Below are 26,340 nucleotides of genomic sequence, written 5' to 3'. Positions count from 1 at the left end.
TCATCACCCAACGGTCTAGATCGGCCTCTATAAAAACCTCCCGGCCGTTGCACATCCCTGCATAAACCTAATGCAGGGATGGTTGTCCATGAGTCTGTTCGTACCCCGTAGATCCCCTTTGAGCCTGGCCTTGCTGCTGGCGTTGAATGCGTTGCCGGCCTGGGCCGCGACCACCCCGTTCAACCTGCCCGCGGGGCCGCTGGACCAGACCTTGCTGCAGATTTCCCGGCAGACCGGCCTGCCGATTTCCTTCGAGCAGAAGCTGGTGAGCGGCCGTTATGCGCCAGCGATCCAGGGCGAGCTCGACCAGCACCAGGCGCTGACCCTGGCGTTGCAGGACAGCGGCCTGAAGGAGCAGCAGGACACCCAGGGCGTGACCATCACGGCGGGCGCCAGCACCGCCAGCAGCACCCCGGCGTTCGCTGAACCCACCACCCAGTTGCAGCGGGTGGAGGTGACCGGCACCGCGATCCGCCGGGTGGATGCCGAGACCGCGGTGCCGGTTACCGTGCTGCGGGTCGAGAAACTGCGCGAGCAGGGCGTGACCACCACCGAGGAACTGATCAATCGGATTTCCGCCAACCAGTCCTCGGTCGGTTCCGGGCGCTCGGTGGGCTCCAGCAGCGGCGGGGCGGCCTATGCCGACCTGCGCGGCATCGGCCCGAACAAGACCCTGGTGCTGCTCAACGGTCGGCGCCTGAGCAACAACGCGACCAATGCCATCAACGGCTCCGGGGTGGACCTCAACACCATTCCCTTCGCCGCCATCGACCGGGTCGAAGTGCTGCGCGACGGCGCGTCCGCGTTGTACGGCACCGATGCCATCGGTGGGGTAATCAACTTCATCACCAAGAAGAGCCTGACCCGCGGCCAGGTCAGTACCAGCTACGACACCCCGACTCATTCCGGCGGTGGCGAGAGCAAGAACTTCAGCGGCAGCTGGGGCATCGGCGATCTGGAAGAAGACCGCTTCAACGTGTTCGGCGTGGTCAGCTACGACAAGCAGGAGCGCCTGGCCGCCAAGGACCGCGGCTACACCTACAACTACCAGCCCGGCCGGGGCCTGGACTACACCTCCGGCACCGCCTCGCCGGCCAACTGGAGCCAGGGCGCCAATGCCACCCACCCGCTGGCCGGTTCCGGCTGCAACGCGCCGGGGCTGCTGTCGCGCAACGGCATCTGCCGCCAGAGCCTGTGGAGCTATCTGGACCTGGTGCCGGAAACCGAAAAGACCTCGGCCTTCGCCAAGGCCACCGGCAAGCTCAGTGACGATCACAACGTTAGCCTCGAGTATTTCTGGGCGCGTAACGAGAACCGCACCCAGATCGGTCCCGGCACCCTGATGGGCAACCAGGTCAACCCGGGCACGGCGTTCTACCCGGGCAATGGCATCACCCCGGGGCCCAGCGGCTTTGCCCTCGACCCGACGCAACCGGTGGCGGCCAACTGGCGGGAAACCGATGTCGGCGCCCGCCGTCATGAAGACGACAACACCGGCCAGCGCCTGCTGCTGACGTTCGACGGCAGTGTCTCCGGCTGGGATTACAACATCGGCGCCTCGTACAACCAGAACAAGGTGGTCAGTACCATCCGCAGCGGCTACGTGAACGATGTGGCGGTGTCCCAGGGCATCGCCAATGGCGTGATCAACCCCTTCGGCCCGCAGACCGCGGCGGGCAGCGCGCTGTTGGCGGCCAATACCGTGGACGGCGATTACGCCACGGCGGTCGGGCGGGTCAAGGCCATCGACGGGCGGGTCAGCCGCGAGATCGGCGACTGGTTCGGCTCGGGCCCTTCGGCCCTGGCCCTGGGCGGCGAGTACCGCAAGGAGGACTTCCACCAGGATTTCGCCCAGTTCGCCGGCAATGTGCAGAGCCTGGGCATCGACCCCAACGGCAGCGTGTCGGGCGACCGCAGCGTGCAGGCGCAATATGCCGAACTCAACGTGCCGGTGCTCGACAGCCTGGAGCTGACGGCGGCGATCCGGCATGACAAATACAGCGACTTCGGCAGCACCACCAACCCCAAGTATTCGTTCCGTTTCCAGCCGTTCAAGGAACTGGTGCTGCGCGGCGCCTACAGCGAAGGTTTCCGCGCGCCGTCGCTGTATGAGCTGTACAACCCGACCTTTACCACCTTCACCAACGCCAACTACAACGACCCGCGGCTGTGCCCCGGCGGTACCCCGGCCAATGGCGGGATCGGCAACCGCGACTGCGCCCAGCAGTTCAACCGCAGCACCGGCGGCAATACCGAGCTGAAGCCGGAGACCGCGCGCAACGTGACATTCGGCTTCGTCTATCAGCCGTTCGACCGGCTCAACGCCGGGCTGGATTTCTGGTGGATCAAGCTCGCCAACCAGATCGCCGAGTTTCCCGAGTCGGCGCCGTTCGACAACCCCGACCTGTATGCCGATCGGCTGGTGCGCAAGGCCGATGGCTCCATCGATCATGTGGTCACGGGCATGGCCAACCTGGGCAAACTCAAGACCAGCGGGGTCGACGTCAGCCTCGACTATCGCCTGCCGGCCAATGCCTGGGGCGAGTTCGGCCTGGGGCTGCAAGGCACCTACGTCACCCGCTACGACTATCAGCAACAGCTCAAGGGCGAATACATCGACAAGCTAGGGGATTTTCGCGGCGGCGACTTCGCCTCGGCCGGCGCGGTGGCACGCTGGCGCCACAGCCTGACCGCGACCTGGAACCAGGGGCCGCTGGGCGCGACCCTGACCAACCGCTACACCAGCGGCTACCACGACTCCGATCGCGACAGCCATAACCGCGTCGGCTCCTACAACGTCTGGGACCTGGCCGGCACCTACACCTGGCGCCAGGCCCTGGGCGTGACCCTCGGGGTGAAGAACCTGTTCGACCGCGAACCGCCGTTCAGCAACCAGACCTACACCTTCCAGAGCGGCTACGACCCACGCTACTCGGACCCCTTCGGAAGGACCCTGTACACACGGCTCAGTTACAACTTCTGAGTCGAGAGGCAATAAAAGGTCTGGACGCTTTTTAGTAACCAATGGTTCTAAAACCCGCTCTATAAAAATGCCCGTTCAGTTGCACATGACAGGCAGGAGCGGGGTGTTCCGGTGAATCCAGGCTGGGGAGCGGACGCCGCCCTCCCGGCCACTGTTCGCAGAGGCATCATTCCATGCTGTTGCAACGCGCTGTGCTGTTCTGGCTCTGCCTGCTGCCGAGCCCTGTGCTGCTGGCCGCCGTGCAACCGTCGCTGACGGTCTACGGCGAAGCCCCGAAATACCCCGCCGGCTTCCAGCACTTCGACTACGTCAACCCGGACGCACCCAAGGGCGGCAGCCTGCGCCGGTCTTCCCTGGAAAGCGGGCCCTTCGACCATCTGATTCCCTACATCGACAAAGGCACCGGCGTGGCCGATATCGACGGCTGGCTGTATGCGCCGCTGGCCTATCGCTCCAAGGATGAGCCCTACACGGTGTACGGCCTGGTGGCCGAGGTCCTGGAGTTGGCCGCAGACCGTTCCTGGCTGCGCTTTTACCTCAACCCGCGGGCGCGCTTCGACGATGGCAGCCCGATCACCGCCGAGGACGTGCGCTATACCTTCGAGCTGCTGATGACCCAGGGCAGCTTCAAGTACCGCCAGCAGTTCGCCGATGTCGCCGAGGTCCGGGTGGAGTCGCCGACCCAGGTGCGTTTTGTGTTCAAGAACACTGAGAGCCGCACCTTGCCCCTGGACCTGGCGTCGTTGCCGGTGTTGCCCGAGTACTGGTGGCGCGGCCGCAATTTCGCCGACGGTGGCGGCTTCGAAGCGCCGCTGGGCAGCGGGCCGTACCGGGTGAGCGCGGTGGACGCCGGGCGCAGCGTCGACTTCGAACGGGTCAAGGACTGGTGGGGGCAGGACTTGCCGGTGGTCCGGGGGCGCTACAACTTCGATCGGCTGCGGGTGGAGTTCTTCGCCGACACCGATGTCTCTCGGCAGATCCTCAAGGCCGGTGGCTACGACTACAACCGCGAGTTCTCCGCCACCGGCTACACCATAGGTTATGCCGGCGCCGCGCTGGAGCAGGGGCGCCTGGTGCGCGAACACCTGGCGCCGGGTTCGGCGCTGGGCGCCCAGGGTTTCATTTTCAACCTGCAAAAACCGCAGTTCCAGGACCGCCGAGTGCGCCAGGCGATCGCCATGCTCTGGGACTTCGAGTGGAGCAACCGGCAGATGATGCGCAGCCTGTACCTGCGCCAGCAGAGCTTCTTTTCCCACAGCGAACTGGCGGCAGCGGCACTGCCGGACGCCGAGGAGTTGAAAATCCTCGAACCCTGGCGCGGACAGGTGCCCGAGGAGGTGTTTAGCCAGGTGTTCCAGGCGCCGCGCACCGACGGCAGCGGGATCATCCGTCCGCAGCAGTTGCAGGCCCTGAAGTTGCTGGAGGCGGCGGGCTGGACACCCCGGGGCGACCAGTTGGTGAATGCTGCCGGCGAGCCCCTGCATTTCACCTTTCTCAACGATCAGAAAGGTCTGGAGCGTTTGCTCCTGCCGTTCAAGCGCAACCTGGCGCAGATCGGCATCGGCTTCGATATCCGCCAGGTCGACACCGCGCAATACACCAACCGCGTGCGCAGCCGCGACTACGACATGATCATCGCCGCCTACCCGGTGTCCCAGGCGCCGGGGCGCGAGATGTTCAACTACTTCGGTTCGGTGAGCGCCGACGACCCGGGTTCGAACAACTACATGGCGCTGCGCGACCCGGCGGTGGACGGGCTGCTCAACGCCCTGGTGCAGGCCGACAGCCGCGCCAGCATGCTGGCCCACGCCCGGGCCCTGGACCGGGTGTTGCAGTGGGGCTACTACTGGATTCCCAACTACTACCCGCCGGGCATTTCCTCGGTGTGGTGGAACCGCTTTGGCCGGCCGGCCATCGCGCCGCTGTACGACGCCGGGCTCGACACCTGGTGGGAGGTCAGCCCGCAAGCGCTGACCCTGAGCCAGATGCGCCAACGCAGCGGGGAGGTTGTCCATGCTGGGTTATAGCGCGCGGCGTCTGCTGCTGATCGTGCCCACCTTGCTGTGCATCCTGCTGGTGAACTTCGTCATCGTCCAGGCGGCCCCCGGCGGTCCGGTGGAGCAGGCCATTGCCCGCCTGCAAGGCATTGGCGGTGCCGCGGCGGTGGGCGGCGGGCATGTGGAATCGGTGGGCGGCGAGTCCCGCGCCACCCGTGGCCTGGACCCCAAGCTGCTGGCCGATATCGAGCGCCAGTACGGCTTCGACAAACCCGCCGGCGAGCGTTTGTGGCTGATGCTCAAGAACTATGCGCGGCTGGATTTCGGCGACAGCTTCTTTCGTGGCGCCAAGGTCACCGAGCTGATCGCGCAGAAGCTGCCGGTGACCCTGTCGCTGGGGTTGTGGGCGACGCTGATCACTTACCTGGTGTCGATCCCCCTGGGGATTCGCAAGGCCATTCATGACGGCTCGGCCTTCGACGTCTGGAGCAGCGCGGCGATCGTTATCGGTTATGCCATGCCGGGTTTCCTGTTCGCCCTGCTGCTGATCGTGGTGTTCGGCGGCGGCACCTTGCTCGACTGGTTCCCGGTGCGCGGGCTGGTGTCGGAGAACTTCGCCCAGCTCTCGGCCTGGGGCAAGGTCGCCGACTATTTCTGGCACCTGGTGCTGCCGGTCAGTGCCCTGGTGATCGGCGGGTTCGCCACCTTGACCCTGCTGACCAAGAACAGCTTTCTCAACGAGATCTCCCGCCTGTATGTGGTCACTGCCCGGGCCAAGGGCCTGAGCGAGCGGCAGGTGCTGTATGGCCATGTGTTTCGCAACGCCATGCTGCTGGTGGTCGCCGGCTTGCCCCAGGCCCTGGTCAATGTGTTCTTTGGCGGCTCGCTGCTGATCGAGGTGATCTTTTCCCTCGATGGCCTCGGGCGCCTGAGCTACGACGCCGCGGTGTCGCGGGATTACCCGGTGGTGTTCGGTTCGCTGTTCATCTTCACCCTGTTCGGTCTGCTGATAAAACTGCTCGGCGACCTGTGCTACACCCTGGTCGATCCGCGCATCGACTTCAGTGCAAGGAGCGCCTGATGTTGACCTTGTCCCCCATAGGCCAGCGGCGCTGGCAGCGCTTCAAGTCCCACCGGCGCGGCTGGTGGTCGCTGTGGCTGTTCATCGCGTTGTTCGCCTTGACCCTCGGCGGTGAGTTGATCGCCAACGACAAACCCTTGCTGGTGGCTTACCAGGGCCAGTGGTATTTCCCTGCGTTCAAGTGTTACACCGAACAGCAGTTCGGCGGCGAACTGCCGTTCCAGCCGGATTACCGCAGCGCCGCGGTGCGCCAGCTGATCGAAGAGCAGGGCGGCTGGTTGTTGTTCGCGCCCATTCCTTTCGCTTTCGATACGGTCAACTACGACCTCACGGAACCGGCGCCCAGCCCGCCCTCGGCGCAGAACTGGCTGGGCACCGACGACCAGGCCCGGGACGTGCTGGCGCGGGTGATCTTCGGCACCCGGGTGTCGCTGCTGTTCGCCCTGGCGCTGACCGCCGCCAGCGCGCTGATCGGCATCGCCGCCGGCGCCCTGCAGGGCTATTACGGCGGCTGGATCGACCTGTTGGGGCAGCGCTTGCAGGAGGTCTGGTCGGGGCTGCCGGTGCTGTACCTGCTGATCATTCTTTCGGGGTTCGTCGAGCCGGGTTTCTGGTGGCTGCTGGGGATCATGGCGCTGTTTTCCTGGCTGACCCTGGTGGACGTGGTGCGCGCCGAGTTCCTGCGCAGCCGTGGCCTGGAGTACGTCAAGGCGGCGCGGGCCCTGGGCGTCGGCGATACCCAGGTGATGCTGCGGCACATCCTGCCCAATGCCATGAGCGCCACCCTGACGTACCTGCCGTTCATTCTCACCGGAGCCATCGGCACCCTGTCGGCCCTGGATTTCCTCGGCTTCGGCATGCCGGCCGGCAGTGCTTCCCTGGGCGAATTGATTGGCCAGGGCAAAAGCAATCTGCAGGCGCCCTGGCTGGGGCTGACGGCGTTTTTCGCCCTGGCGTTGATTCTGTCGTTGCTGGTGTTTATCGGCGAAGCCTGCCGCGACGCCTTCGATCCGAGGCATTGAGATGAGTGAAAGACTGATTGAACTGCGCGACCTGCGGGTGGCGTTCAAGGCCACTGAAGTAGTGCATGGCATCGACCTGGAGATCCGCCCCGGCGAATGCCTGGCGCTGGTGGGCGAGTCCGGCTCCGGCAAGTCGGTGACGGCCCACAGCCTCCTGCAATTGCTGGATCCGGGCGGCACGCGCATCGCGGGCAGCATCCGTTATCGCGGCGAAGAGTTGCTGGGCGCCAGCCCGGCGCGCTTGCGCCAGCTGCGCGGCAACCGCATCGCGATGATTTTCCAGGAACCCATGAGCTCGCTGAACCCCCTGCATAGCCTGGAGCGGCAGCTGGGGGAAACCCTGCGCCTGCACAAGGGCATGGCCGGCCCCCAGGCCCGCGAACGGATTCTGGAACTGCTGCATCTGGTAGGCATCCGGCAGCCGGAGCAGCGCTTGCAGGCCTACCCCCATCAGCTCTCCGGCGGGCAACGCCAGCGGGTGATGATCGCCATGGCCCTGGCCTGCGAGCCGGAACTGCTGATCGCCGACGAGCCGACCACTGCCCTGGATGTCACTGTGCAACGCAAGATCCTGCTGCTGCTCAAGGACCTGCAGCAGCGCCTGGGCATGGCCTTGCTGCTGATCAGCCACGACCTCAACCTGGTGCGCAGCATCGCCCAGCGGGTGGCGGTGATGCGCGCCGGGGAGATCGTCGAGACGGCTGGCTGCGAGCAGCTGTTCGCCGATCCCCGGCATCCCTACAGCGTCCAGCTGCTGAATGCCGAGCCCGGCGGCCAGGCGCTGCGTCGCGGGCCCGGCGAGACCCTGCTGGCGGTGGACGGGCTGAAGGTCTGGTTCCGTCTGGGCGGTGGCTGGCTGCGGCCCAGGCGTTACCTGAAGGCGGTGAACGGTATCGACCTGCAACTGCAACGGGGCAAGACCCTGGGCATTGTCGGTGAGTCCGGCTCGGGCAAGTCGACCCTGGGCCAGGCGATCCTGCGGCTGATCGAATCTGAAGGCTGCATCCGCTTCAAGGGCCAGGATCTGCGAAGCTTCGACGGCAAACAGCTGCGGCCGTTGCGCCGGCAGCTGCAAGTGGTGTTTCAGGATCCTTTCGGCAGCCTCAGCCCGCGCCTCAGCGTGCAGCAGATCATTGCCGAAGGCTTGCTGGTACACAGCGAGCTGAATGCGCGGCAGCGCGAGCAGGCAGTGATCGAGGCCCTGCAGGAAGTCGGCCTCGACCCGGCCAGCCGCCATCGCTACCCCCATGAGTTCTCCGGCGGCCAGCGCCAGCGCATCGCCATCGCCCGGGCCCTGGTGCTCAAGCCGGAACTGATCCTGCTCGACGAACCGACCTCGGCCCTCGACCGCACCGTGCAGAAACAGGTGGTGGCGCTGCTGCGCCGCCTACAGCAAGAACATGGTCTGACCTACCTGTTCATCAGCCACGACCTGGCGGTGGTGCGGGCGCTGGCCCATGATCTGATCGTGATGAAGGAGGGCGAAGTGGTGGAGCGCGGCGAGACCGAGCAGCTGTTCGCCACGGCGCGCCATCCTTATACCCGGGAGCTGCTGGCGGCGTCCTCGGTGATGGCGGCTTCCGTCACCGGTTTGCCGCTGGCCGAGCCCCTTGGCGCCGACTGAAAGCGCGGGCCTGAAACGACGAATCCCGCCAGAAGGCGGGATTCGTGGGCAAACAAGGGCTTCCCTGGGGAAGCGCTTACTTAGGCCGGGAACAGTTCGCTCAGCTTCATCGCCAGCATCATGTCGCCTTCGGCGCGCAGTTTGCCGCCCATGAAGGCCTGCATGCCGTCGGTTTCGCCGCTGACGATGCCTTGCAGGGTTTCGCCGTCCATTACCAGAGTGACCTGGGCGTCCGGGTTCTCGCCTTCCTTGAGCTCGCAGGTGCTGTCTTTGACGATCAGCGAGAAGTTCTTGGTGTCATCGATACGGAAACCGAAAACCAGGTCCAGGCCGGCAGCGGCAGCTGGGTTGAACTTGGCTTTCATGGCTTGTACGGCGTCGGCTACGGAGGTCATGGTTCGATCCTTTTATGGGTTGTTACAGCAAGGGTCACAGTGATCCGGACTCAGCGGAAAGTGATGAGTTCCGGGGCCTTCAGCAGTTGCAGGTGGGCATGGCTGTTGAAGGAAGCCAGGGCGACCTCGCGACCGCGAAACTTCAGCTGGTTGAGCGAGGTATTGACGATTTGCCAATTCAGTTCGAAGGCCTGGGCGGCAGGCATCCGGGTAATCAGGTGGAGCAGGGCGGTGATGGTGCCGCCGGAGGTGAACACGGCGATTTTCTGGGTGTTGTCGGCCTGTTCCAGAATCCGCTGCAGGCCGGCTTGCACCCGTTCGACGAATCCCAGCCAGCTTTCCAGGCCCGGTGGATCGTAGGTGCCGGCCAGCCAGCGGTCGATGATCAGGGCGAAGATTCTTTGGAATTCGGCGCGGTTCTGCGCGGCGTTGCGCAGGATGTCCAGGGCGTTAGGCTCCTCCGACAACATGTCGGGCAGCAGGGCGCGGATCACCGCGTCGGCATCGAATTCGTTGAACGCCGAATCGGTTTCCAGGATCGGCGTGGGCAGGCCCGCGGCGCTGAACTGTTGCAGGGTGGAGTTGGCGGTGTGTTGCTGGCGGCGCAGGTCGCCGGCCAGGCAGCGGTCGAAGTTCACCCCCAGTTCGACCAGGTGTTGACCGAGCACTTCGGCCTGGCGAACACCCGTGGTCGACAGGACGTCGTAGTCGTCCGCACCGAAGGAGGCCTGGCCATGTCGAATCAGATAGATGCTGCCCACGTCCGCGTCATCCCGGTACGTTGAAAGTTTTGCGAGGTTATGAGGATGCCGGTGAGCTGTCAATGAAAAAACATACGCTTGTTTGAAATGCCCGTTAGAGCACGGTAACAGAAGGTTTCGCGACTGGTCGACGCCTGGCTGCGCCGGTATGCTGGAGCCATTCCGCCACGTGTTGGCAGTGATGCACGTCTTTAAGGAGTCCCTGTGGAGTTCGTCACCGAGTACGCCAGTTTCCTGGCCAAAACCGTCACCCTGGTCATCGCCATCCTGGTGGTGCTGATCACCGCTGCCTCGCTGCGCAGCAAAGGCCGGCGCAAGGGCGCCGGGCAGCTGCATGTGAGCAAGCTCAACGATTTCTACAAAGGCCTGCGCGAGCGTCTGGAGCAGAGCCTGCTCGACAAGGACCAGCTCAAGGCCCTGCGCAAGTCCGAGGCCAAGGCCGAGAAAAAACACAAGAAGCAGCACGAGGAAAAGCCGCGGGTGTTCGTGCTGGATTTCAGCGGCGACATCAAGGCTTCGGCCACCGAGGGGCTGCGCCACGAAATCACCGCGTTGCTGAGCCTGGCTACGCCCAAGGACGAAGTGGTGCTGCGCCTGGAAAGCGCCGGCGGCATGGTGCACAGCTACGGGCTGGCTTCATCGCAACTGGCGCGGATTCGCCAGGCCGGCGTGCCGCTGACGGTGTGCATCGACAAGGTCGCGGCCAGCGGCGGCTACATGATGGCGTGTATCGGCGAGAAGATCATCAGCGCGCCGTTCGCCATCCTCGGTTCGATCGGCGTGGTGGCGCAGTTGCCGAACGTCAACCGCCTGCTGAAAAAGCACGACATCGACTTTGAAGTGCTGACCGCCGGCGAGTACAAGCGCACCCTGACCGTGTTTGGCGAAAACACCGAAAAGGGCCGGGAGAAATTCCAGGAAGACCTGGACGTCACCCATCAGTTGTTCAAGAACTTTGTCTCCCGTTACCGGCCACAGCTGGTCATCGACGAGGTGGCCACCGGTGAAGTCTGGCTGGGCGTCGCGGCGCAGGAGAAAAAGCTGGTCGACGAGCTGAAAACCAGCGACGAATACCTGGCCGAGCGCGCCAAGAGCGCCGAGCTGTTCCACCTGCACTATGCCGAGCGCAAGAGCCTGCAGGAGCGGGTCGGGCTGGCAGCCAGCAATTCTGTCGACCGTGTTCTGCTGACCTGGTGGAGCCGCCTGACCCAGCAGCGTTTCTGGTAAGGGACACCACGCGGACCTGTTTCTTCTGTAGGAGCGAGCGGGCGGCGATCCGACTTGCCCGCGATCGCGGGCACCGCGTTAAAGTTAAAGATGGCAGGCACAAAAAAGCCCTGAACCGGTTTCCCGGTCCAGGGCTTTTTGTTGGCGCGGGCCTTAGCGGCGACGGAACAGCGGCAGCGGTTCGTCGGTAGCGGCCTGGTAGGTCACGGAGAAGTCCTTGAGGCTTTCCAGGGCTTCGTACGGGTCCTTGTCGGCGCGCAGGGCGTAGGCATCGAACCCGCAGCGGCGCAGGTAGAACAGCTGGTCGCGCAAGATGTCGCCGATTGCCCGCAGCTCACCCTTGAAACCGTAACGGTCACGCAGCAGGCGGGCGTTGGAGTAGTTGCGGCCATCGGTGAAGGCCGGGAAGTTCAGGGCGATGACCTGGAAGTGCTGCACGTCATCGCCGATCTCTTCGGCTTCTTCATCGCTGTCCAGCCACACGCCCAGGCCGCCGTCGCGGGCCTTGAGGGCGTGAGCGTGCTCGCGCCACAGGGCCAGCGGCACGATCAGGTCGTCGCAGTTGGAAATGCCGTCGAGGGTCGCGTCCTTGGGCAGCAGGTGCCAGGTTTCGTCGATGACCTCGTTGTTCTTAATGATTCGCTGCATAGACGCGCTCCTTGAAGAGGTCGATGCCAATACGTTGGTAGGTGTCGATGAAACGCTCGTCCTCGGTACGTTGTTCCACGTACACGTCGATCAGCTTCGAGATCACGTCGGGCATGTCGTCCTGGGCGAAGGATGGGCCGAGGATCTTGCCCAGGCTGGCGTCGCGGCTGGCGCTGCCACCCAGGGATACCTGATAGAACTCTTCGCCTTTCTTGTCCACGCCGAGGATGCCGATGTGGCCCACGTGGTGGTGGCCGCAGGCGTTCATGCACCCGGAGATGTTCAGGTCCAGCTCGCCGATGTCGAACAGGTAGTCCAGGTCGTCGAAACGGCGCTGGATGGATTCGGCGATCGGAATCGACTTGGCGTTGGCCAGGGAGCAGAAGTCGCCGCCCGGGCAGCAGATGATGTCGGTCAGCAGGCCGATGTTCGGCGTGGCGAAACCTTGCTCGCGCAGCTCGCCCCACAGGGTGAACAGTTGGCTCTGCTCGACGTCGGCGAGAATCACGTTCTGCTCGTGGGAGGTGCGCAGTTGGCCGAAGCTGTAGCGCTCGGCCAGGTCGGCGATGCCGTCCAGCTGTTTGTCGGTGACGTCGCCCGGGGCTACGCCGGTGGGCTTCAGCGACAGGGTCACGGCGACATAACCCGGCTTCTTGTGGGCCAGGGTGTTACGCGTGCGCCAGCGGGCGAAGCCCGGATGCTGCTGGTCGAGCTCGGCCAGCTCGGCGTCCTGGTTGACCAGGGCCTTGTAGTCCGGATCGACGAAGTGCTTGGCTACGCGATGCACTTCGGCGTCGGTCAGGGTGGTCTGGCCGCCGCGCAGGAAAGTCATTTCCGCTTCGACTTTCTCAGCGAACACCTCTGGGGTCAGGGCCTTGACCAGGATCTTGATCCGCGCCTTGTACTTGTTGTCACGTCGGCCATAGCGGTTGTAGACCCGCAGGATGGCGTCGAGGTAGCTCAACAGGTCCTGCCACGGCAGGAACTCGTTGATGAAGGCGCCGACCACCGGGGTCCGGCCCAGGCCGCCACCGACCAGGACCCGGAAGCCCAGCTCGCCAGCGGCGTTGTGCACCGGCTCCAGGCCGATGTCGTGGACTTCGATGGCCGCGCGGTCCGCGGTCGAACCGTTGATGGCGATCTTGAACTTGCGCGGCAGGTAGGCGAATTCAGGGTGGAAGGTGGTCCACTGACGGACGATTTCACACCAGGGGCGCGGGTCGATCAGCTCGTCCGCGGCGACGCCGGCGAACTGGTCGGTGGTGACGTTGCGCAGGCAGTTGCCGCTGGTCTGGATGGCGTGCATCTGCACGGTCGCCAGCTCAGCCAGGATGTCCGGGATGTCTTCCAGCGCCGGCCAGTTGAACTGCACGTTCTGCCGGGTACTGATGTGGGCGTAGCCCTTGTCGTAGTCGCGAGCGATCCTGGCCATCATCCGTGCTTGGCGCGAAGTCAGCTGGCCATAAGGCACCGCCACCCGCAGCATCGGGGCAAAACGTTGGATATAGAGGCCATTCTGCAGGCGCAGAGGGCGGAATTCTTCTTCGCTCAGCTCGCCTGCCAGATAGCGCCGGGTCTGATCACGGAACTGCTTGACGCGGTCCTCGATGATCCGCTGATCGTACTCGTCGTATACGTACATATAGATCCTGTTCTCAGGCTTATCAGGTGACGCAGAGGCGGATGTCACCCAAGAAATTCTGCGCGCACGGCCGCGCACTCCCAACGGAGCCGGGCGAAGATACCAGTTTGCAGTTATGCGCAAAAGTGATGTTTGAGTATATGCAAAGAACCAAAACGACTAACGGTATCCAGCCTGTTCAAACCCACATTTGTGGTAAGGGCAATCCTCGACTTAACTGTGCTCGAGTCTTTGTGCAGTCACCGATAAAACCGACAAGAGGCGATGCTATGAGCAATCCAACCAAGGCAAGGAAAAGCGACAGCAGTGTCGATGCTTGGGCCATTCTCTTCCTGATCATTCTGGTCGTGGGAACGGCGGTGTTCTGGGTCAGTCATCAATAGTTGCGGTCGAGCGATGAACAGAGTCCGAATTGTCTCTGGGAAATGACAATTTGCCGACATTGGCCAGTATTTTGCCAGTTATACTGCAAGGCAATATTCCGGGGCTCTGGTCGCAATGTTGAAGGTGTTAGGTAGGTATCTGCTGATACTGCCGCTGGTACTGAGCGGGTCATTCTGGGCTGTGGCCCAGGCCACTTCGGTGGTGTTTCTGAACCCGGGCCATTCTACCGAAGCCTTCTGGGTCGGTTATTCACAGTTCATGCAGGCCGCGGCCAACGACCTCGGCCTGGATCTGCGCGTGCGTTATTCGCAGCGCGATTCGCAAACCACCATCCGCCAGGCCCGGGAAGCCCTGCAGGGGCCGGACCGGCCGGACTATCTGGTGGTGGTCAACGAGCAATATGTCGCGCCGGAGATCCTGCGCCTGTCCCAGGGCAGCGGGGTGAAGCTGTTCGTCGTCAACAACGCGCTGACCGCCGATCAGCAGCGCTTGCTCGGTGAGCGCCAGAGCCGTTATCCCGACTGGATTGGCAGCATGATCGCCAACGACGAAGAAGCCGGCTATCTGATGCTCAAGGAGCTGATTCGTCGTCACGGCCCGTTAGCCCCAGGGCAGTACATCGACTTGCTGGCGTTCTCGGGGGTGAAGAACACCCCGGTGGCGCAATCCCGTGAACAGGGCCTGCAGCGGGCGCTGGCCGAGCACCCGGAGGTACGGCTGCGCCAGCTGGTGTATGGCGAATGGAATCGCCAGCGCGCCTTTGAGCAGGCCCAGCAGTTGCTCAAGCGTTACCCGCAGACGCAACTGATCTGGTCGGCCAACGACGAGATGGCCCTGGGGGCGATGGAGGCGCTGGAGCAGCAGGGGCGGCGCCCAGGCAAGGACGTGCTGTTCAGTGCCCTGAACAGCTCGCCGCAGGCCTTGCAGGCGCTGATCGACGGGCGCCTGACAGCCCTGATCGCCGGGCACTTCACCCTGGGGGGCTGGGCGATGGTGGTGCTCAATGACGACGCCCGGGGGCTGAACCCTGTGGCCCATGGCGGCCCGGACTGGCAGCTGGAGGTGTTCCAGCTATTGGACAAGGTCCAGGCGCAACGTTTGCTGGATCTACAGGGTGCGCAGCAATACGGCGTGGACTTCCGCGGGCTGTCGGCCCAGGGCAAACCGGCCGGCTACCGTTATCCCTTCTCGCTGAATCTGTTACTGCACTGACAGGCGTTCAGAGCCCCGCCAGGTGCACTACCAGCTTGACGATACCGAAAAGGGTCAAGGCGAACACCGCGGTGAACAGAATGCCCAGGATCACGAAATGGCTGGGCTTGCCGTGGGTGAAGTCGCGCTTGCGGTTCTTGCCGCTCTGCACGCCAAAGGCGGCAGCGGCGACGCTTTGCAGCATCTGCCAAAGGGTCGGCGGCTTGTCGTTGATGGGGTCGTCCATAAATCCCTCGACACAAGTGGGTGTGGGGAAAGCATAGACAATACCGCTTGCTCCAGCCTGCGGGAGCGCCAACCGGCTGCTCCCGCGGGTGAAGTGCATTGGGCTTTTAGTTGTCGTAGCCCAGGTTCGGCGCCAGCCAGCGCTCGGTCACGGCCAGGTCCTGGCCTTTGCGCGCGCTGTAGCTGTTGACCTGGTCCTTGTCGATCTTGCCCACGGCGAAGTACTGCGCCTGCGGGTGGGCGAAGTACCAGCCGCTGACCGCCGCCGCCGGGAACATGGCGAAGTGTTCGGTGAGGAACACGCCGCTGCGCCCGGCCTTGCCTTCGGATGCCTCGGGGTCGAGCAGGGCGAACAGGGTGCTCTTCTCGGTGTGGTCCGGGCAGGCCGGATAACCCGGGGCAGGGCGGATACCGCTGTACTGCTCCTTGATCAGCGCCTCGTTGTCCAGTTGCTCGTCCTTGGCGTAGCCCCAGTAGTCTTTACGCACCTGCTGGTGCAGCCACTCGGCGCAGGCCTCGGCCAGGCGGTCGGCCAGGGCCTTGACCATGATCGAGTTGTAGTCGTCGCCTTTGTCCTGATAGGCCTTGGCCACTTCTTCGGCGCCGATGCCGGCGGTGGTGATGAAGCCGCCCACGTAGTCGGTCACGCCGCTGTCTTTGGGCGCGACGAAGTCGGCCAGGGAGAAGTTCGGCTTGCCATCGGTCTTGATGGTCTGCTGGCGCAGGTGGTGCAGCTTGGCCAAGGGCTGGCCGTCGTCGCCATAGACTTCCAGGTCGTCGTCCTGCACCTGGTTGGCCGGCCAGAAGCCGAACACCGCGCGGGCGCTGATCAGCTTCTCGTCGATCAGCTTGTCGAGCATTTCCCGGGCGTCCTTGTACAGCGCGGTGGCGGCTTCGCCCACCACTTCGTCCTGGAGGATGCGCGGGAACTTGCCGGCCAGGTCCCAGGAGATGAAGAACGGCGTCCAGTCGATGTATTCGGCCAGGACCCGCAGATCGATATTGTCCAGCACCTTGGCCCCGGCGAAGGTCGGCACGGTCGGCTGGTAGCTGCTCCAGTCGAACTGCGGTTTCTTGGCCACGGCCGCCGGGTAGCTCAGGCGCTCGGTACGGGCGCTGCGGTTGGCGGTGCGCTCGCGGACTTCCACGTACTCTTCGCGGGTGCGCTCGACGAAACCGGCCTTGAGTTCCTTGGACAGCAACTGGGTGGCCACGCCCACGGCGCGCGAGGCGTCGGTGACGTAGACCACCGCGTCATTGCTGTACTTGGGCTCGATCTTCACCGCCGTGTGGGCCTTGGAGGTGGTGGCGCCACCGATCATCAGCGGCAGGTGGAAGTCCTGGCGCTGCATTTCCCGGGCGACGTGGACCATCTCGTCCAGCGACGGGGTGATCAGGCCGGACAGGCCGATGATGTCGCACTTCTGCTCCTTGGCCACCTGCAGGATCTTCTCCGCCGGCACCATCACGCCGAGGTCGACGATGTCGTAGCCGTTACAGCCCAGGACCACGCCGACGATGTTCTTGCCGATGTCGTGCACGTCGCCCTTGACCGTGGCCATGAGGATCTTGCCCTTGGCTTGCGGCTTGTCGCCTTTTTCCAGCTCGATAAAGGGAATCAGGTGGGCCACCGCCTGCTTCATCACCCGGGCGGACTTCACCACCTGGGGCAGGAACATTTTGCCGGCGCCGAACAGGTCGCCGACGATGTTCATGCCGGCCATCAGCGGGCCTTCGATCACTTCGATCGGGCGGGCGAAGGACAACCGCGACTCTTCGGTGTCTTCGACAATGTGCGTGGTGATGCCTTTGACCAGGGCGTGCTCCAGACGCTTGTTGACGTCCCAGTTGCGCCACTCTTCGGTCTCGGCTTCCTTGACGCTGCCATCGCCCTTGTACTTGTCGGCGATGGCGAGGAGGGCATCGGTGCCTTCCGGGGTGCGGTTGAGGATCACGTCCTCCACGGCGTCGCGCAGCTCCTGCGGGATCTGGTCGTAGATCTCCAGCTGGCCGGCGTTGACGATGCCCATGGTCAGGCCGTTGCGGATCGCATACAGCAGGAACACCGAGTGGATCGCCTCGCGTACCGGGTTGTTGCCGCGGAACGAGAACGACACGTTGGACACCCCGCCGGAACTCAGCGCATAGGGCAGCTCGTCGCGGATGTAGGCACAGGCGTGGATGAAGTCCACCGCGTAGTTGTTGTGTTCCTCGATGCCGGTGGCCACGGCGAAGATGTTCGGGTCGAAGATGATGTCTTCCGGCGGGAAGCCGACGTCGTTGACCAGGATGTCGTAGGAGCGTTTGCAGATTTCCTTCTTGCGCGCCTCGGTGTCGGCCTGGCCGGCTTCGTCGAAGGCCATCACCACCACGGCGGCGCCGTAGCGCTTGCACAGCTTGGCGTGATGAATGAACTGCTCGACGCCTTCCTTCATGCTGATGGAGTTGACGATGCCCTTGCCCTGGATGCACTTGAGGCCGGCTTCGATCACTTCCCACTTGGAGGAGTCGATCATGATCGGCACACGGGAGATGTCCGGCTCGCCGGCGATCAGGTTGAGGAAGGTCACCATGGCCTTCTTCGAGTCCAGCATGCCTTCGTCCATGTTGATGTCGATCACCTGGGCGCCGGCCTCGACCTGCTGCAGGGCGACTTCCAGGGCCTCGGTGTAGTTCTCTTCACGGATCAGGCGGGCGAACTTGGCGGAACCGGTGATGTTGGTCCGCTCGCCGACGTTGACGAACAACGACTGGCGATCGATGGTGAACGGCTCCAGGCCCGACAGGCGGCAGGCCTTGGGGATGTCCGGGATCTGCCGCGGCGCATAACCGGCGACGGCCTTGGCGATGGCCTCGATATGCCCCGGGGTGGTGCCGCAGCAGCCGCCGACGATGTTCAGGAAGCCGCTCTGGGCGAATTCTTCGATGACCTTGGCGGTTTGCGCCGGCAGTTCGTCGTACTCGCCGAATTCGTTGGGCAGGCCGGCGTTGGGGTGCGCGGAGACGTGGGTGCTGGCCTTGTTCGACAGCTCTTCCAGGTAGGGGCGCAGTTCGCTGGCGCCGAGGGCGCAGTTCAGGCCCACCGAGATCGGCTTGGCGTGGGCCACCGAGTTCCAGAAGGCTTCGGTGGTCTGCCCGGACAGGGTGCGGCCCGAGGCGTCGGTGATGGTGCCAGAGATCATGATCGGCAGTTCGAGGCCCAGCTCTTCGAACACGCCCTGCACGGCGAAGATCGCCGCCTTGGCGTTGAGGGTGTCGAAGATGGTCTCGATCAGGATCAGGTCGGCGCCGCCCTCGATCAGGCCCTTGGTGGCCTCGGTGTAGTTTTCCACCAGTTCATCGAAGGTGACGTTGCGGTAGCCGGGGTTGTTGACGTCCGGCGACAGCGAGCAGGTGCGGCTGGTCGGGCCCAGCACGCCGGCGACGAAGCGTGGCTTGTCCGGGGTCTCCAGGGTCTTGGCGTCGGCCACCTTGCGCGCCAGGCGCGCGCCTTCGACGTTGAGCTCGTAGACCAGCGCTTCCATGCCATAGTCGGCCATGGAAATCTGCGTGGCGTTGAAGGTGTTGGTTTCGAGGATGTCGGCGCCGGCATCCAGGTAGGCTTTCTCGATGCCGCCGATCACGTCCGGACGGGTCAGCACCAGCAGGTCGTTGTTGCCCTTGACGTCGCTTGGCCAGTCGGCGAAGCGTTTGCCACGGTAGTCCTGCTCCTCGAGCTTGTAGCTCTGGATCATGGTGCCCATGCCGCCGTCGAGAATCAGGATGCGCTCTTTGAGGGCTTGCTGAAGGGCTTGGAGGCGCGTGCTGCGATCGGACATGAAAGACTACCTGGAAGGGCCATTACGAAGGGCGAGGATCATAGCAAACCTGTGCGCTTTTAGAGCATGCGGCGGTTTTGCATGAATATCGCTCATGTTGGCCGCCGTGCTGGCCCGGTAGAATCGCCGGATTTTCTTATGGATTGGACCAGGGATATGTCTTACCGCGTTGTCATCGGCAGTGTGCTGCTGCTTTTAAGTTCGTTCGCCAGCGCCCAGGGTCCCGCGCCAGCGATCTCCTACACCCGCGATATCCAGCCGATCTTCACCGAGAAATGCGTGGCCTGCCATGCCTGCTACGACTCGGCCTGCCAGCTCAACCTGGGCAGCGGCGAGGGCGCGGCCCGCGGCGCCTCGAAGATCCCGGTGTACGACGGCGAGCGCAGCAAGGCGCAGGCGCCGACCCGCTTGTTCTACGACGCCTCCGGCAAGCACGCCTGGCAGGGCATGGGCTTCTACTCGGTGCTCGACGCCCAGGGCAGCCAGGCGGCGCTGATGGCGCGCATGCTGGAGCTGGGCCACAAGACGCCGTTGCAACCCAACGCCAAGCTGCCGGAGGACATTGTCCTGGGCCTGAACCGCGAGAACATGTGCGCGCAACCGGCCGAATTCGACGGTTATGCCAAGGCCCATCCGCGCGAAGGTATGCCGCTGGCGGTGACCGGCCTGACCGATCAGCAGTACCAGACCTTGCAGCGTTGGCTGGCCTCCGGTGCGCCGATCGACGAACAGGGCCTGGCGCCGAGCACCAAGGAAGCGATGCAGGTGCTGCAATGGGAAAACCTGCTCAATGCCCCGGGCGCCCGGGAAAGCCTGGTGGCCCGCTGGTTGTTCGAGCACTGGTTCCTCGCCCATATCTACTTCGAGGGCGGCGAGCCGGGGCATTTCTTCCAGTGGGTACGCTCGCGCACGCCGAGCGGCCAGCCGATCGACCTGATCAACACCCGCCGGCCCAACGACGATCCGGGCACCCAGGTGTATTACCGCTTGTGGCCGGTGCAGGGGGTGATCGTGCACAAGACCCACATCACCTACCCGCTGAGCGCGGCGAAGATGGCGCGGGTCAAGACCCTGTTCTACAGCGGCGATTATCAGGTCACCGCGCTGCCGGGTTATGGCCCGGGCCGTCGCGCCAACCCGTTCGAGACCTTCGAGGCGATTCCGGCCAAGGCCCGCTACCAGTTCATGCTGGATAACGCCGAGTACTTCGTGCGCACCTTTATCCGTGGCCCGGTGTGTCGCGGGCAGATCGCCACCGACGTGATCCGCGACAACTTCTGGGCGCTGTTCCAGGCCCCGGAACACGACCTCTACATCACCGACCCGGCCTATCGCGGCCAGGCCACGCCGCTGCTGGCCATGCCCGGGCAGAACGACGACGTCGGCAGTGTGCTGAGCCTGTGGCTGGCCTACCGCGACAAGCGCAACGAATACGAGGTCCTGCGTCGCGACTCCTACGCCAATGCCCCGGCGCCGAGCTGGTCGACCCTGTGGGCGGGCAACGACAACGCGCTGCTGAGCATCTTCCGCCACTTCGACAGCGCCTCGGTGACCAAGGGCCTGATCGGTGAGGTGCCACAGACGATGTGGCTATTCGACTACCCGCTGCTGGAGCGCACCTACTACCAGTTGGCGGTCAACTTCGACGTGTTCGGCAACGTCTCGCACCAGGCGCAGACCCGGCTGTATTTCGACCTGATCCGCAACGGCGCCGAGCAGAACTTCCTGCGCCTGATGCCCGCCGGCACCCGCGAGGACTTCCTCGACGATTGGTACCAGAACAGCGGCAAGTTCAAGATGTGGCTGGACTACGAGTCCATCGACGACGACAAGGCCAGTGCCTTGACCCTGGACGAAAAGGACCCGAAACGCGACTTCGCCAACCAGCTGTTGAGCCGTTACGGCGACCTCAATGCGCGGCCCGATCCGATCAACCGCTGCGACGGCGCCTACTGCTCGCGGCCAAACATCGACCCGGACCTGCAGAACGCCGAGCAGGCCCTCAGCAGCCTGGTTTCGCGGCCGGCGGCCGGCATGCGGGTCATCGACCTGCTGCCGGAGGCCACCATGCTGCGCATCCAGGCGCCAAGCGGCAAGCGGGTGTTCTACAGCATGTTGCGCAACCGCGCCCACAGTAACGTGGCGTTCCTGCTGGGCGAATCGCTGCGCTACCAGCCGGGCCTGGACACCCTGACCATCTACCCGGGCGTGCTCAGCAGCTACCCGAACTTCATGTTCAATATTCCCGCCGAGCAAGTGCCGGCGTTCGTGGCCGAGATGGAAAACGCCAAGGACGCCCACCGTTTCGAGAAAATCGTCGAGCGCTGGGGGATCCGTCGCAGCCATCCGCAGTTCTGGCAGTACTTCCATGACCAGACCCAGTACATCCTGGAAACCGATCCGAAAGAGGCGGGCGTACTGGACATGAACCGCTACGAGAACCTCTGAAGGCGCCAAGCCCTTGAAATTCCGGGCCGGAGCCCTCAGGTTCCGGCCCGGCCCATCCCGGAAGAGCCTTGCAAAAAAATCCCAGGCGTTGCGTCGACCACGCAGCGCGGGCCTATCGACCAAGGTCTATCCCGACAAAAATACTAGGACTTTGTCCGGCACGCCGATTGGCGTAAACTGCGCCCACGCCTGCGAGGAATTTCCATGACCGCTATTACCATTACCGACGCCGCCCACGATTATCTGGCTGATCTGCTCTCCAAGCAGAACACCCCGGGCATTGGCATCCGCATCTTTATCACCCAGCCAGGGACTCAGTACGCCGAGACCTGCATCGCCTATTGCAAGCCGGGCGAAGAAAAACCCGAAGACAAAGCCCTGGGGCTGAAGAGCTTCACCGCCTACATCGACGCCTTCAGCGAAGGTTTCCTCGATGACGCGGTCGTCGACTACGCCACCGACCGCATGGGCGGCCAGCTGACCATCAAGGCGCCCAATGCCAAGGTACCGATGGTCAATGCCGACAGCCCGGTCAACGAGCGCATCAACTACTACCTGCAAACCGAGATCAACCCGGGGCTGGCCAGCCACGGCGGCCAGGTCAGCCTGATCGATGTGGTCGAGGACGGCATCGCCGTGCTGCAGTTCGGTGGTGGTTGCCAAGGCTGCGGCCAGGCCGACGTGACCTTGAAGGAAGGCATCGAGCGCACCCTGCTCGAGCGCATTCCCGAGCTCAAGGGTGTGCGTGACGTCACCGACCATACGCAGAAAGAAAACGCCTACTACTAAGGCGTTCGCTGCGGACATGAAAAACGGCGCCCCGTGAGCGCCGTTTTTTTATGCCGGTGAATCCGTGGCGCCTGGATCGCGAGCAAGCTTCGCTCCTACAGAGGAATGCGCATGCTTTTGTAGGAGCGAGCTTGCTCGCGATAAGGCCTCAGGTCGATACAAATGCGCATGCCCCGCGCGATACAACGACGACTTGCTGAAGCTGTCCGTGGCCAGCACCCGGCCCACCAGGATCAGCGCCGTGCGCCGAAAGCCCTTGGCCTGGACCTTTTCAGCGATGTCCGCCAGGGTGCCCAGCACCCAGTCCTGATCCGGCCAGGTCGCCCGGTGCACCACGGCAATCGGGCAGTCGGCGCCGTAGTGGGGCAGCAGCTCGGCGACAATCTTCTGCAGATGGTTGACCCCCAGGTGAATCGCCATGGTGGTGCCGTGGGCGGCCAGGCTGGCGAATGACTCACCGGCGGGCATCGAAGTCTTGTCGGCATAACGGGTCAGGATCAGGCTCTGGGCGACGTCCGGCAGGGTCAGCTCGGCCCCCAGCAAGGCCGCGCAGGCCGCGGTGGCCGTCACGCCGGGGATGATCTCGAAGGGGATGCCCAGCTCGCGCAGGCAGCGAATCTGCTCGCCGATGGCGCCGTACAGGCTGGGGTCGCCGGAGTGTACCCGGGCCACGTCCTGGCCTTTGGCATGGGCATCCTTGATCAGCTCGATGATCTGTTCCAGGTGCAGTTCGGCACTGTTGACCAGCTGTTCGGCGCTATGGCCCTGGAGCACGGCTTCAGGCACCAGGGAGCCGGCATAGATGATGACCGGGCAACTGTGGATCAGCCGCTGGCCCTTGACGGTGATCAGTTCCGGGTCGCCGGGACCTGCGCCGATAAAAAAGACGGTCATGGCGTTCTCCTGTGAAAAAAGGGGCGAGGCAACCTCACAGATGAAGATTGCTCATGATCAGAGGCGGGGATTATCGAAGATTTACCCGCAGCAGGCCAAGGCGAGGGTTGCCTGGGCGTATTTCTGCCGCGGGACAAGCAGTTTCGCCGAGCCTTGGGCCAGGTATTCGGCCAGGGCCAGGGCGGCACTTTCGGCGACCCCGTAGCAGCCGGTGTGCTCGTAGGCGATCTGCGAGCGATGGCTGAGTTGCAGCACATAAGGCGTCAACTGGCGGCTGCTGAAACAGGTCAGGGGCAGGCCCAATTGCGCGGCCAGGGCCAGCAGCCCGGGTTCCTCGCGTTTCAGGTCGATGCTGGCCAGGGCCTTGATCTGCCCGAGGTCGATGCGGTGCGTGCTCAGGGTCTGGTCGAGCAGGGCACGCAAGGTCTCCACCGGGCAGCCCCGCTGGCAGCCCAGGCCGACCACCAGGGTCGGCGCTGTGCTGGAGTCCGTCATGCCGAGTACTGATCGTCGCTCTTGCGGCGGAACAGCCAGGCGCTGATCAGGCCCAGGGCCAGCCAGAACGCGGCGTTGGTCAGCTGCGAAGCGATCTTGAACTGCGCTTCCAGTGCTTGCGGCGCGAGCATCGAATGCACTTCCGGCTGCGGTGCGCCGATGAGGTGCGGCACGGCGAGGATGGCCACGCCCAGCACTTTCAGCAGCCAGTGGCGCGCGAAGACGACCAGGGCAATGCCGACCGCGGTGGAGGCGGCGGTGCCGACCCACCAGATCTGCCGTTGCGCCAGGTCCGCGGCGGCGGTACCCGGCAGTTCGGGCGGCAGGCCGAGGGTCGGCGCCAGGCAGAAGGTGGCATAACCGGCCAGGCCCCAGAGCAGGCCCTGGGAAGTACGGTTCGGCGCACGCAGGGTGTAGAGGCCGGCGAGCATCAGGGCGAAGCCCACGGCGACCACCAGGTTGCCGCCAGTGGTGGACAGCACGCGCTGCCAGCCGTCTTCCGGCTCCCAGGCTTCCGCGTCGTGGCTGTGGGCGGCGGTGCCGGCGGCGTGCTCATGCACTTCTTCATGCTGGGCGGCCGGGGCCTTCTCGTAGGTTTCCGCCTCCAGGATCAGCGGCGCGACCCAGAAGCTTTGCAGCAGGGTCAGCAACAGGGCCGCCAGCAACCCGGTGAAACCCGCGGTTTGCGCGATACGCTTGATCATCTCGGCAGGTCTCAGTGGCAAGGGAAGGCGGCGCTGTGACGGGTATCGTGAGCAGCGTTGTGCACCGCTTCGATATGGGAGAAACCGGCGAAATACACAAGGCACGCACCGAGGATCGAGGCGCCGATGGCGGCGACCAGGCGTTGGCTCAGGGTGGCGGTGGTGCTGCTGGAATGGCTGGTGCTGCTGATGATCGACATGGCGCTTCCCTCTGGTGTGTCAGCGGGTGAATCGAGCGCAGCAAAACCCCGCGAGACGGGCTCGCGGGGAATTAACAGCGCCCGCCCACCGCGGGTTTGTTATGACTGTGTAGCGGGCCGGTCTCCGGGCTCGCGAGGGGCTGGGCTTGCGCCACGCCTGCAAGAATCGCCTTCCCATGCCGGACTGCTGGCACAGTGGATCTGATTCTTCGCTCGCTTACCGTTGCGGGGGCAGCACCGGACTGATCAAGGCTTTTGGCCTGTGACGCACCGGTTTCCCGTTTCACCCTGTGAAGGGCACCCGTAACAAGGTGTGTAGGAGAGCATGGGCGAGGGAGGGGCGTCAATTGCCAAGGGTTCTCGTTTTCGAGCACGATTCGCCGGGCTTCGCGCCGCATGAAGATTGACCGCCCCCCAAGCTCTGCGTAGCCTTGCGCTCTCGAGGTTCTTCGGCGTCTGCCGAAGCTAAGAAGGGAACGCGGTCCAAGCCGCGGCTGCCCCCGCAACTGTAAACGGTGATGAACGATGCAAGGCCACTGCCAGGCGGCGGGAAGGCGCATCGTTCGCCAGTCCAACGACCGGCGCACCGTCAGCCAGGAGACCTGCCTCGGACCAGATTCTCACTACAACCGGGCGGGGTGATCCGGTGGCGAACTCTCCCGTGCACCTGCCTGCGCGGTTCTCGTCCCGTATGCCCGCCACCTTGCCAAAGGGCATCCGATGAAAACACTGGCCAAACTTCCCGTCACCATCGTTACCGGCTTCCTCGGCTCGGGCAAAACCACCTTGCTGCGGCATATGCTGGACAACGCCCAGGGCCGCCGCATCGCGGTGATCGTCAACGAGTTCGGCGAGCTGGGCATCGACGGCGAGATCCTCAAGCAGTGCGCCATCGGTTGCACCGAGGAGGAGGCCAGCGGCCGCGTCTACGAGCTGGCCAACGGCTGCCTGTGCTGTACCGTGCAGGAAGAGTTCTTCCCGGTGATGCGCGAGCTGGTGGCCCGTCGCGACGACCTCGACCATATCCTCATCGAAACCTCCGGCCTGGCCCTGCCAAAACCCCTGGTACAGGCCTTCCAGTGGCCGGAAATCCGCAGCGCCTGCACCGTCGATGCGGTGATCACCGTGGTCGACAGCCCGGCCGTGGCCGCTGGCACCTTCGCCGCCTTCCCGGATCAGGTGGACGCCCAGCGCAAGCTCGACCCGAACCTCGACCATGAGTCGCCGCTGCATGAGCTGTTCGCCGACCAGCTGTCCAGCGCCGATCTGGTGATTCTCAACAAGGCCGACCTGATCAGCCCGGAAGACCTGGCCAAGGTGCGCCTGGAAGTCGCCGAGGAACTGCCGCCGGCGGTGAAAGTCATCGAAGCCAGCAGCGGTCGCCTGCCGCTGGACGTGCTGCTGGGCCTGGGCAAGGGTTCTGAAGAGCACATCGACGGCCGCCACAGCCACCACGACCATCACCACGACGGCGACGACCATGATGACCACGATCACGACGCCTTCGATTCCATCTCCATCGAACTGCCACAGGCCGACGAAAGCCTGCTGCTGGACGCCCTGACCCAACTGGTGGTGCAGCACGGCATCCTGCGGGTCAAGGGTTTCGCGGCGATCCCCAACAAGCCGATGCGCCTGTTGATCCAGGGCGTGGGCACCCGCTTCGACAAGCACTTCGACCGCCAGTGGGGCACCGACGAAGCCCGTACCACGCGCCTGGTGCTGATCGGCCAGGAACTGGACGCGACCCTGCTCGAAGCGCAATTGCGCGCCGCCCTCAGCGTGTAAGCC

The 26,340-nt window shown here is 64.2% G+C and carries 19 protein-coding genes, 1 pseudogene and 2 riboswitches; of the genes and pseudogenes, 10 read left to right on the top strand and 10 right to left on the bottom strand.

Going from position 1 to position 26,340, the window contains the following annotated elements; all coding sequences use genetic code 11:
* The first annotated feature begins 88 nt into the window (after positions 1-88).
* The 5 genes from J4D52_RS18465 (at position 89) to J4D52_RS18445 (ending at position 8,707) form a co-directional block, all read left to right on the top strand.
* On the top strand, positions 89-2,983 hold the full coding sequence (locus J4D52_RS18465; RefSeq protein WP_102676897.1) for a TonB-dependent receptor: 2,895 nt from the start codon (positions 89-91) through the stop codon (positions 2,981-2,983).
* Between the two features lie 173 nt (positions 2,984-3,156).
* Positions 3,157-5,010 (top strand): extracellular solute-binding protein, encoded by a 1,854-nt coding sequence (locus J4D52_RS18460; RefSeq protein ID WP_102676898.1) that lies wholly within the window; start codon positions 3,157-3,159, stop codon positions 5,008-5,010.
* The gene (locus tag J4D52_RS18455; protein WP_102676899.1) at positions 4,997-6,061 is read left to right on the top strand and encodes a microcin C ABC transporter permease YejB; all 1,065 of its coding nucleotides are present in this window, start codon (positions 4,997-4,999) and stop codon (positions 6,059-6,061) included. The genes J4D52_RS18460 and J4D52_RS18455 overlap by 14 nt, the downstream gene beginning before the upstream one ends.
* Entirely contained in the window at positions 6,061-7,083 is a 1,023-nt protein-coding gene (locus J4D52_RS18450) for an ABC transporter permease (RefSeq protein WP_173678543.1), read from the top strand. Before J4D52_RS18455 ends, J4D52_RS18450 begins: the two co-directional genes overlap by 1 nt.
* Position 7,084: 1 nt before the next feature.
* A complete protein-coding gene (locus J4D52_RS18445; protein ID WP_102676900.1) occupies positions 7,085-8,707 on the top strand; it encodes an ABC transporter ATP-binding protein in 1,623 nt (540 codons plus the stop codon).
* 80 nt (positions 8,708-8,787) lie between these two features.
* On the opposite strand, the gene J4D52_RS18440 is transcribed toward J4D52_RS18445, so the two are convergent.
* Entirely contained in the window at positions 8,788-9,102 is a 315-nt protein-coding gene (locus J4D52_RS18440) for an SCP2 sterol-binding domain-containing protein (RefSeq protein WP_007921837.1), read from the bottom strand.
* Positions 9,103-9,152: 50 nt separating this feature from the next.
* The gene (locus J4D52_RS18435; RefSeq protein WP_025804488.1) at positions 9,153-9,863 is read right to left on the bottom strand and encodes a histidine phosphatase family protein; all 711 of its coding nucleotides are present in this window, start codon (positions 9,861-9,863) and stop codon (positions 9,153-9,155) included.
* 204 nt (positions 9,864-10,067) lie between these two features.
* Here J4D52_RS18435 and sohB point away from each other — a divergent pair, with 204 nt between their 5' ends.
* Complete coding sequence (sohB, locus tag J4D52_RS18430; protein WP_102676901.1) at positions 10,068-11,090, top strand: protease SohB; 1,023 nt, start codon at positions 10,068-10,070, stop codon at positions 11,088-11,090.
* Positions 11,091-11,243: 153 nt separating this feature from the next.
* Here sohB and J4D52_RS18425 read toward each other — a convergent pair whose 3' ends face one another.
* Positions 11,244-11,738, bottom strand: coding sequence for a DUF934 domain-containing protein (locus tag J4D52_RS18425; RefSeq protein WP_009049671.1), 495 nt, complete (start codon positions 11,736-11,738; stop codon positions 11,244-11,246).
* Complete coding sequence (locus J4D52_RS18420; protein ID WP_102676902.1) at positions 11,722-13,380, bottom strand: nitrite/sulfite reductase; 1,659 nt, start codon at positions 13,378-13,380, stop codon at positions 11,722-11,724. Before J4D52_RS18420 ends, J4D52_RS18425 begins: the two co-directional genes overlap by 17 nt.
* A gap of 498 nt (positions 13,381-13,878) precedes the next feature.
* Here J4D52_RS18420 and J4D52_RS18415 point away from each other — a divergent pair, with 498 nt between their 5' ends.
* The gene (locus tag J4D52_RS18415; RefSeq protein ID WP_102676903.1) at positions 13,879-14,976 is read left to right on the top strand and encodes an ABC transporter substrate-binding protein; all 1,098 of its coding nucleotides are present in this window, start codon (positions 13,879-13,881) and stop codon (positions 14,974-14,976) included.
* 7 nt (positions 14,977-14,983) lie between these two features.
* Here the strand turns inward: J4D52_RS18415 and J4D52_RS18410 are convergent, their stop codons facing one another.
* Positions 14,984-15,202, bottom strand: coding sequence for a DUF2970 domain-containing protein (locus tag J4D52_RS18410; protein ID WP_007921856.1), 219 nt, complete (start codon positions 15,200-15,202; stop codon positions 14,984-14,986).
* Positions 15,203-15,308: 106 nt separating this feature from the next.
* Positions 15,309-19,019, bottom strand: a complete 3,711-nt coding sequence (gene metH / locus J4D52_RS18405; protein ID WP_102676904.1) for a methionine synthase — start codon at positions 19,017-19,019, stop codon at positions 15,309-15,311.
* A gap of 156 nt (positions 19,020-19,175) precedes the next feature.
* On the opposite strand from metH, the gene J4D52_RS18400 reads away from it, so the two are divergent.
* Positions 19,176-21,467: a fatty acid cis/trans isomerase gene (locus tag J4D52_RS18400; RefSeq protein WP_102676905.1), complete on the top strand. Its 2,292-nt coding sequence runs from the start codon at positions 19,176-19,178 to the stop codon at positions 21,465-21,467.
* 204 nt (positions 21,468-21,671) lie between these two features.
* Positions 21,672-22,256 (top strand): Fe-S biogenesis protein NfuA, encoded by a 585-nt coding sequence (gene nfuA / locus J4D52_RS18395; protein ID WP_007921862.1) that lies wholly within the window; start codon positions 21,672-21,674, stop codon positions 22,254-22,256.
* Between the two features lie 150 nt (positions 22,257-22,406).
* Here the strand turns inward: nfuA and cobM are convergent.
* The 4 genes and pseudogenes from cobM to J4D52_RS18375 all read right to left on the bottom strand — a co-directional run.
* Positions 22,407-23,150 (bottom strand): annotated as a pseudogene (gene cobM / locus J4D52_RS18390) (precorrin-4 C(11)-methyltransferase); the annotation flags it as partial.
* 81 nt (positions 23,151-23,231) lie between these two features.
* Positions 23,232-23,645 (bottom strand): cobalamin biosynthesis protein, encoded by a 414-nt coding sequence (locus J4D52_RS18385; protein ID WP_102676907.1) that lies wholly within the window; start codon positions 23,643-23,645, stop codon positions 23,232-23,234.
* Positions 23,642-24,349, bottom strand: coding sequence for a CbtA family protein (locus J4D52_RS18380; RefSeq protein WP_102676908.1), 708 nt, complete (start codon positions 24,347-24,349; stop codon positions 23,642-23,644). Before J4D52_RS18380 ends, J4D52_RS18385 begins: the two co-directional genes overlap by 4 nt.
* 11 nt (positions 24,350-24,360) lie before the next feature.
* Complete coding sequence (locus J4D52_RS18375; RefSeq protein ID WP_063431820.1) at positions 24,361-24,549, bottom strand: CbtB-domain containing protein; 189 nt, start codon at positions 24,547-24,549, stop codon at positions 24,361-24,363.
* A gap of 97 nt (positions 24,550-24,646) precedes the next feature.
* Positions 24,647-24,869, bottom strand: a riboswitch (cobalamin riboswitch).
* 105 nt (positions 24,870-24,974) lie between these two features.
* Positions 24,975-25,174, top strand: a riboswitch (cobalamin riboswitch).
* A gap of 95 nt (positions 25,175-25,269) precedes the next feature.
* On the opposite strand from J4D52_RS18375, the gene cobW reads away from it, so the two are divergent.
* Positions 25,270-26,337 carry a cobalamin biosynthesis protein CobW gene (gene cobW, locus J4D52_RS18370; protein WP_063431818.1) on the top strand — a complete coding sequence of 356 codons (1,068 nt, stop codon included), beginning with the start codon at positions 25,270-25,272 and terminating at the stop codon, positions 26,335-26,337.
* Positions 26,338-26,340 lie beyond the last annotated feature (3 nt).

This window comes from Pseudomonas sp. GW460-12-10-14-TSB1 (genome assembly GCF_017349775.1).
Taxonomy (GTDB): Bacteria; Pseudomonadota; Gammaproteobacteria; order Pseudomonadales; family Pseudomonadaceae; genus Aquipseudomonas; species Aquipseudomonas piscium.
This window is presented reverse-complemented; position numbering and strand designations above follow the sequence as displayed.

Excerpts from the sequence above, each read along its gene's own strand:
- J4D52_RS18465 (WP_102676897.1), top strand. The coding sequence starts at position 89 with ATGAGTCTGTTCGTACCCCGTAGATCCCCTTTGAGCCTGGCCTTGCTG.
- J4D52_RS18460 (WP_102676898.1), top strand. The coding sequence starts at position 3,157 with ATGCTGTTGCAACGCGCTGTGCTGTTCTGGCTCTGCCTGCTGCCGAGC.
- J4D52_RS18455 (WP_102676899.1), top strand. The coding sequence starts at position 4,997 with ATGCTGGGTTATAGCGCGCGGCGTCTGCTGCTGATCGTGCCCACCTTG.
- J4D52_RS18450 (WP_173678543.1), top strand. The coding sequence starts at position 6,061 with ATGTTGACCTTGTCCCCCATAGGCCAGCGGCGCTGGCAGCGCTTCAAG.
- J4D52_RS18445 (WP_102676900.1), top strand. The coding sequence starts at position 7,085 with ATGAGTGAAAGACTGATTGAACTGCGCGACCTGCGGGTGGCGTTCAAG.
- J4D52_RS18440 (WP_007921837.1), bottom strand. The coding sequence starts at position 9,102 with ATGACCTCCGTAGCCGACGCCGTACAAGCCATGAAAGCCAAGTTCAAC.
- J4D52_RS18425 (WP_009049671.1), bottom strand. The coding sequence starts at position 11,738 with ATGCAGCGAATCATTAAGAACAACGAGGTCATCGACGAAACCTGGCAC.
- J4D52_RS18420 (WP_102676902.1), bottom strand. The coding sequence starts at position 13,380 with ATGTACGTATACGACGAGTACGATCAGCGGATCATCGAGGACCGCGTC.
- J4D52_RS18415 (WP_102676903.1), top strand. The coding sequence starts at position 13,879 with ATGTTGAAGGTGTTAGGTAGGTATCTGCTGATACTGCCGCTGGTACTG.
- J4D52_RS18410 (WP_007921856.1), bottom strand. The coding sequence starts at position 15,202 with ATGGACGACCCCATCAACGACAAGCCGCCGACCCTTTGGCAGATGCTG.
- metH (WP_102676904.1), bottom strand. The coding sequence starts at position 19,019 with ATGTCCGATCGCAGCACGCGCCTCCAAGCCCTTCAGCAAGCCCTCAAA.
- J4D52_RS18400 (WP_102676905.1), top strand. The coding sequence starts at position 19,176 with ATGTCTTACCGCGTTGTCATCGGCAGTGTGCTGCTGCTTTTAAGTTCG.
- nfuA (WP_007921862.1), top strand. The coding sequence starts at position 21,672 with ATGACCGCTATTACCATTACCGACGCCGCCCACGATTATCTGGCTGAT.
- J4D52_RS18385 (WP_102676907.1), bottom strand. The coding sequence starts at position 23,645 with ATGACGGACTCCAGCACAGCGCCGACCCTGGTGGTCGGCCTGGGCTGC.
- J4D52_RS18380 (WP_102676908.1), bottom strand. The coding sequence starts at position 24,349 with ATGATCAAGCGTATCGCGCAAACCGCGGGTTTCACCGGGTTGCTGGCG.
- J4D52_RS18375 (WP_063431820.1), bottom strand. The coding sequence starts at position 24,549 with ATGTCGATCATCAGCAGCACCAGCCATTCCAGCAGCACCACCGCCACC.
- cobW (WP_063431818.1), top strand. The coding sequence starts at position 25,270 with ATGAAAACACTGGCCAAACTTCCCGTCACCATCGTTACCGGCTTCCTC.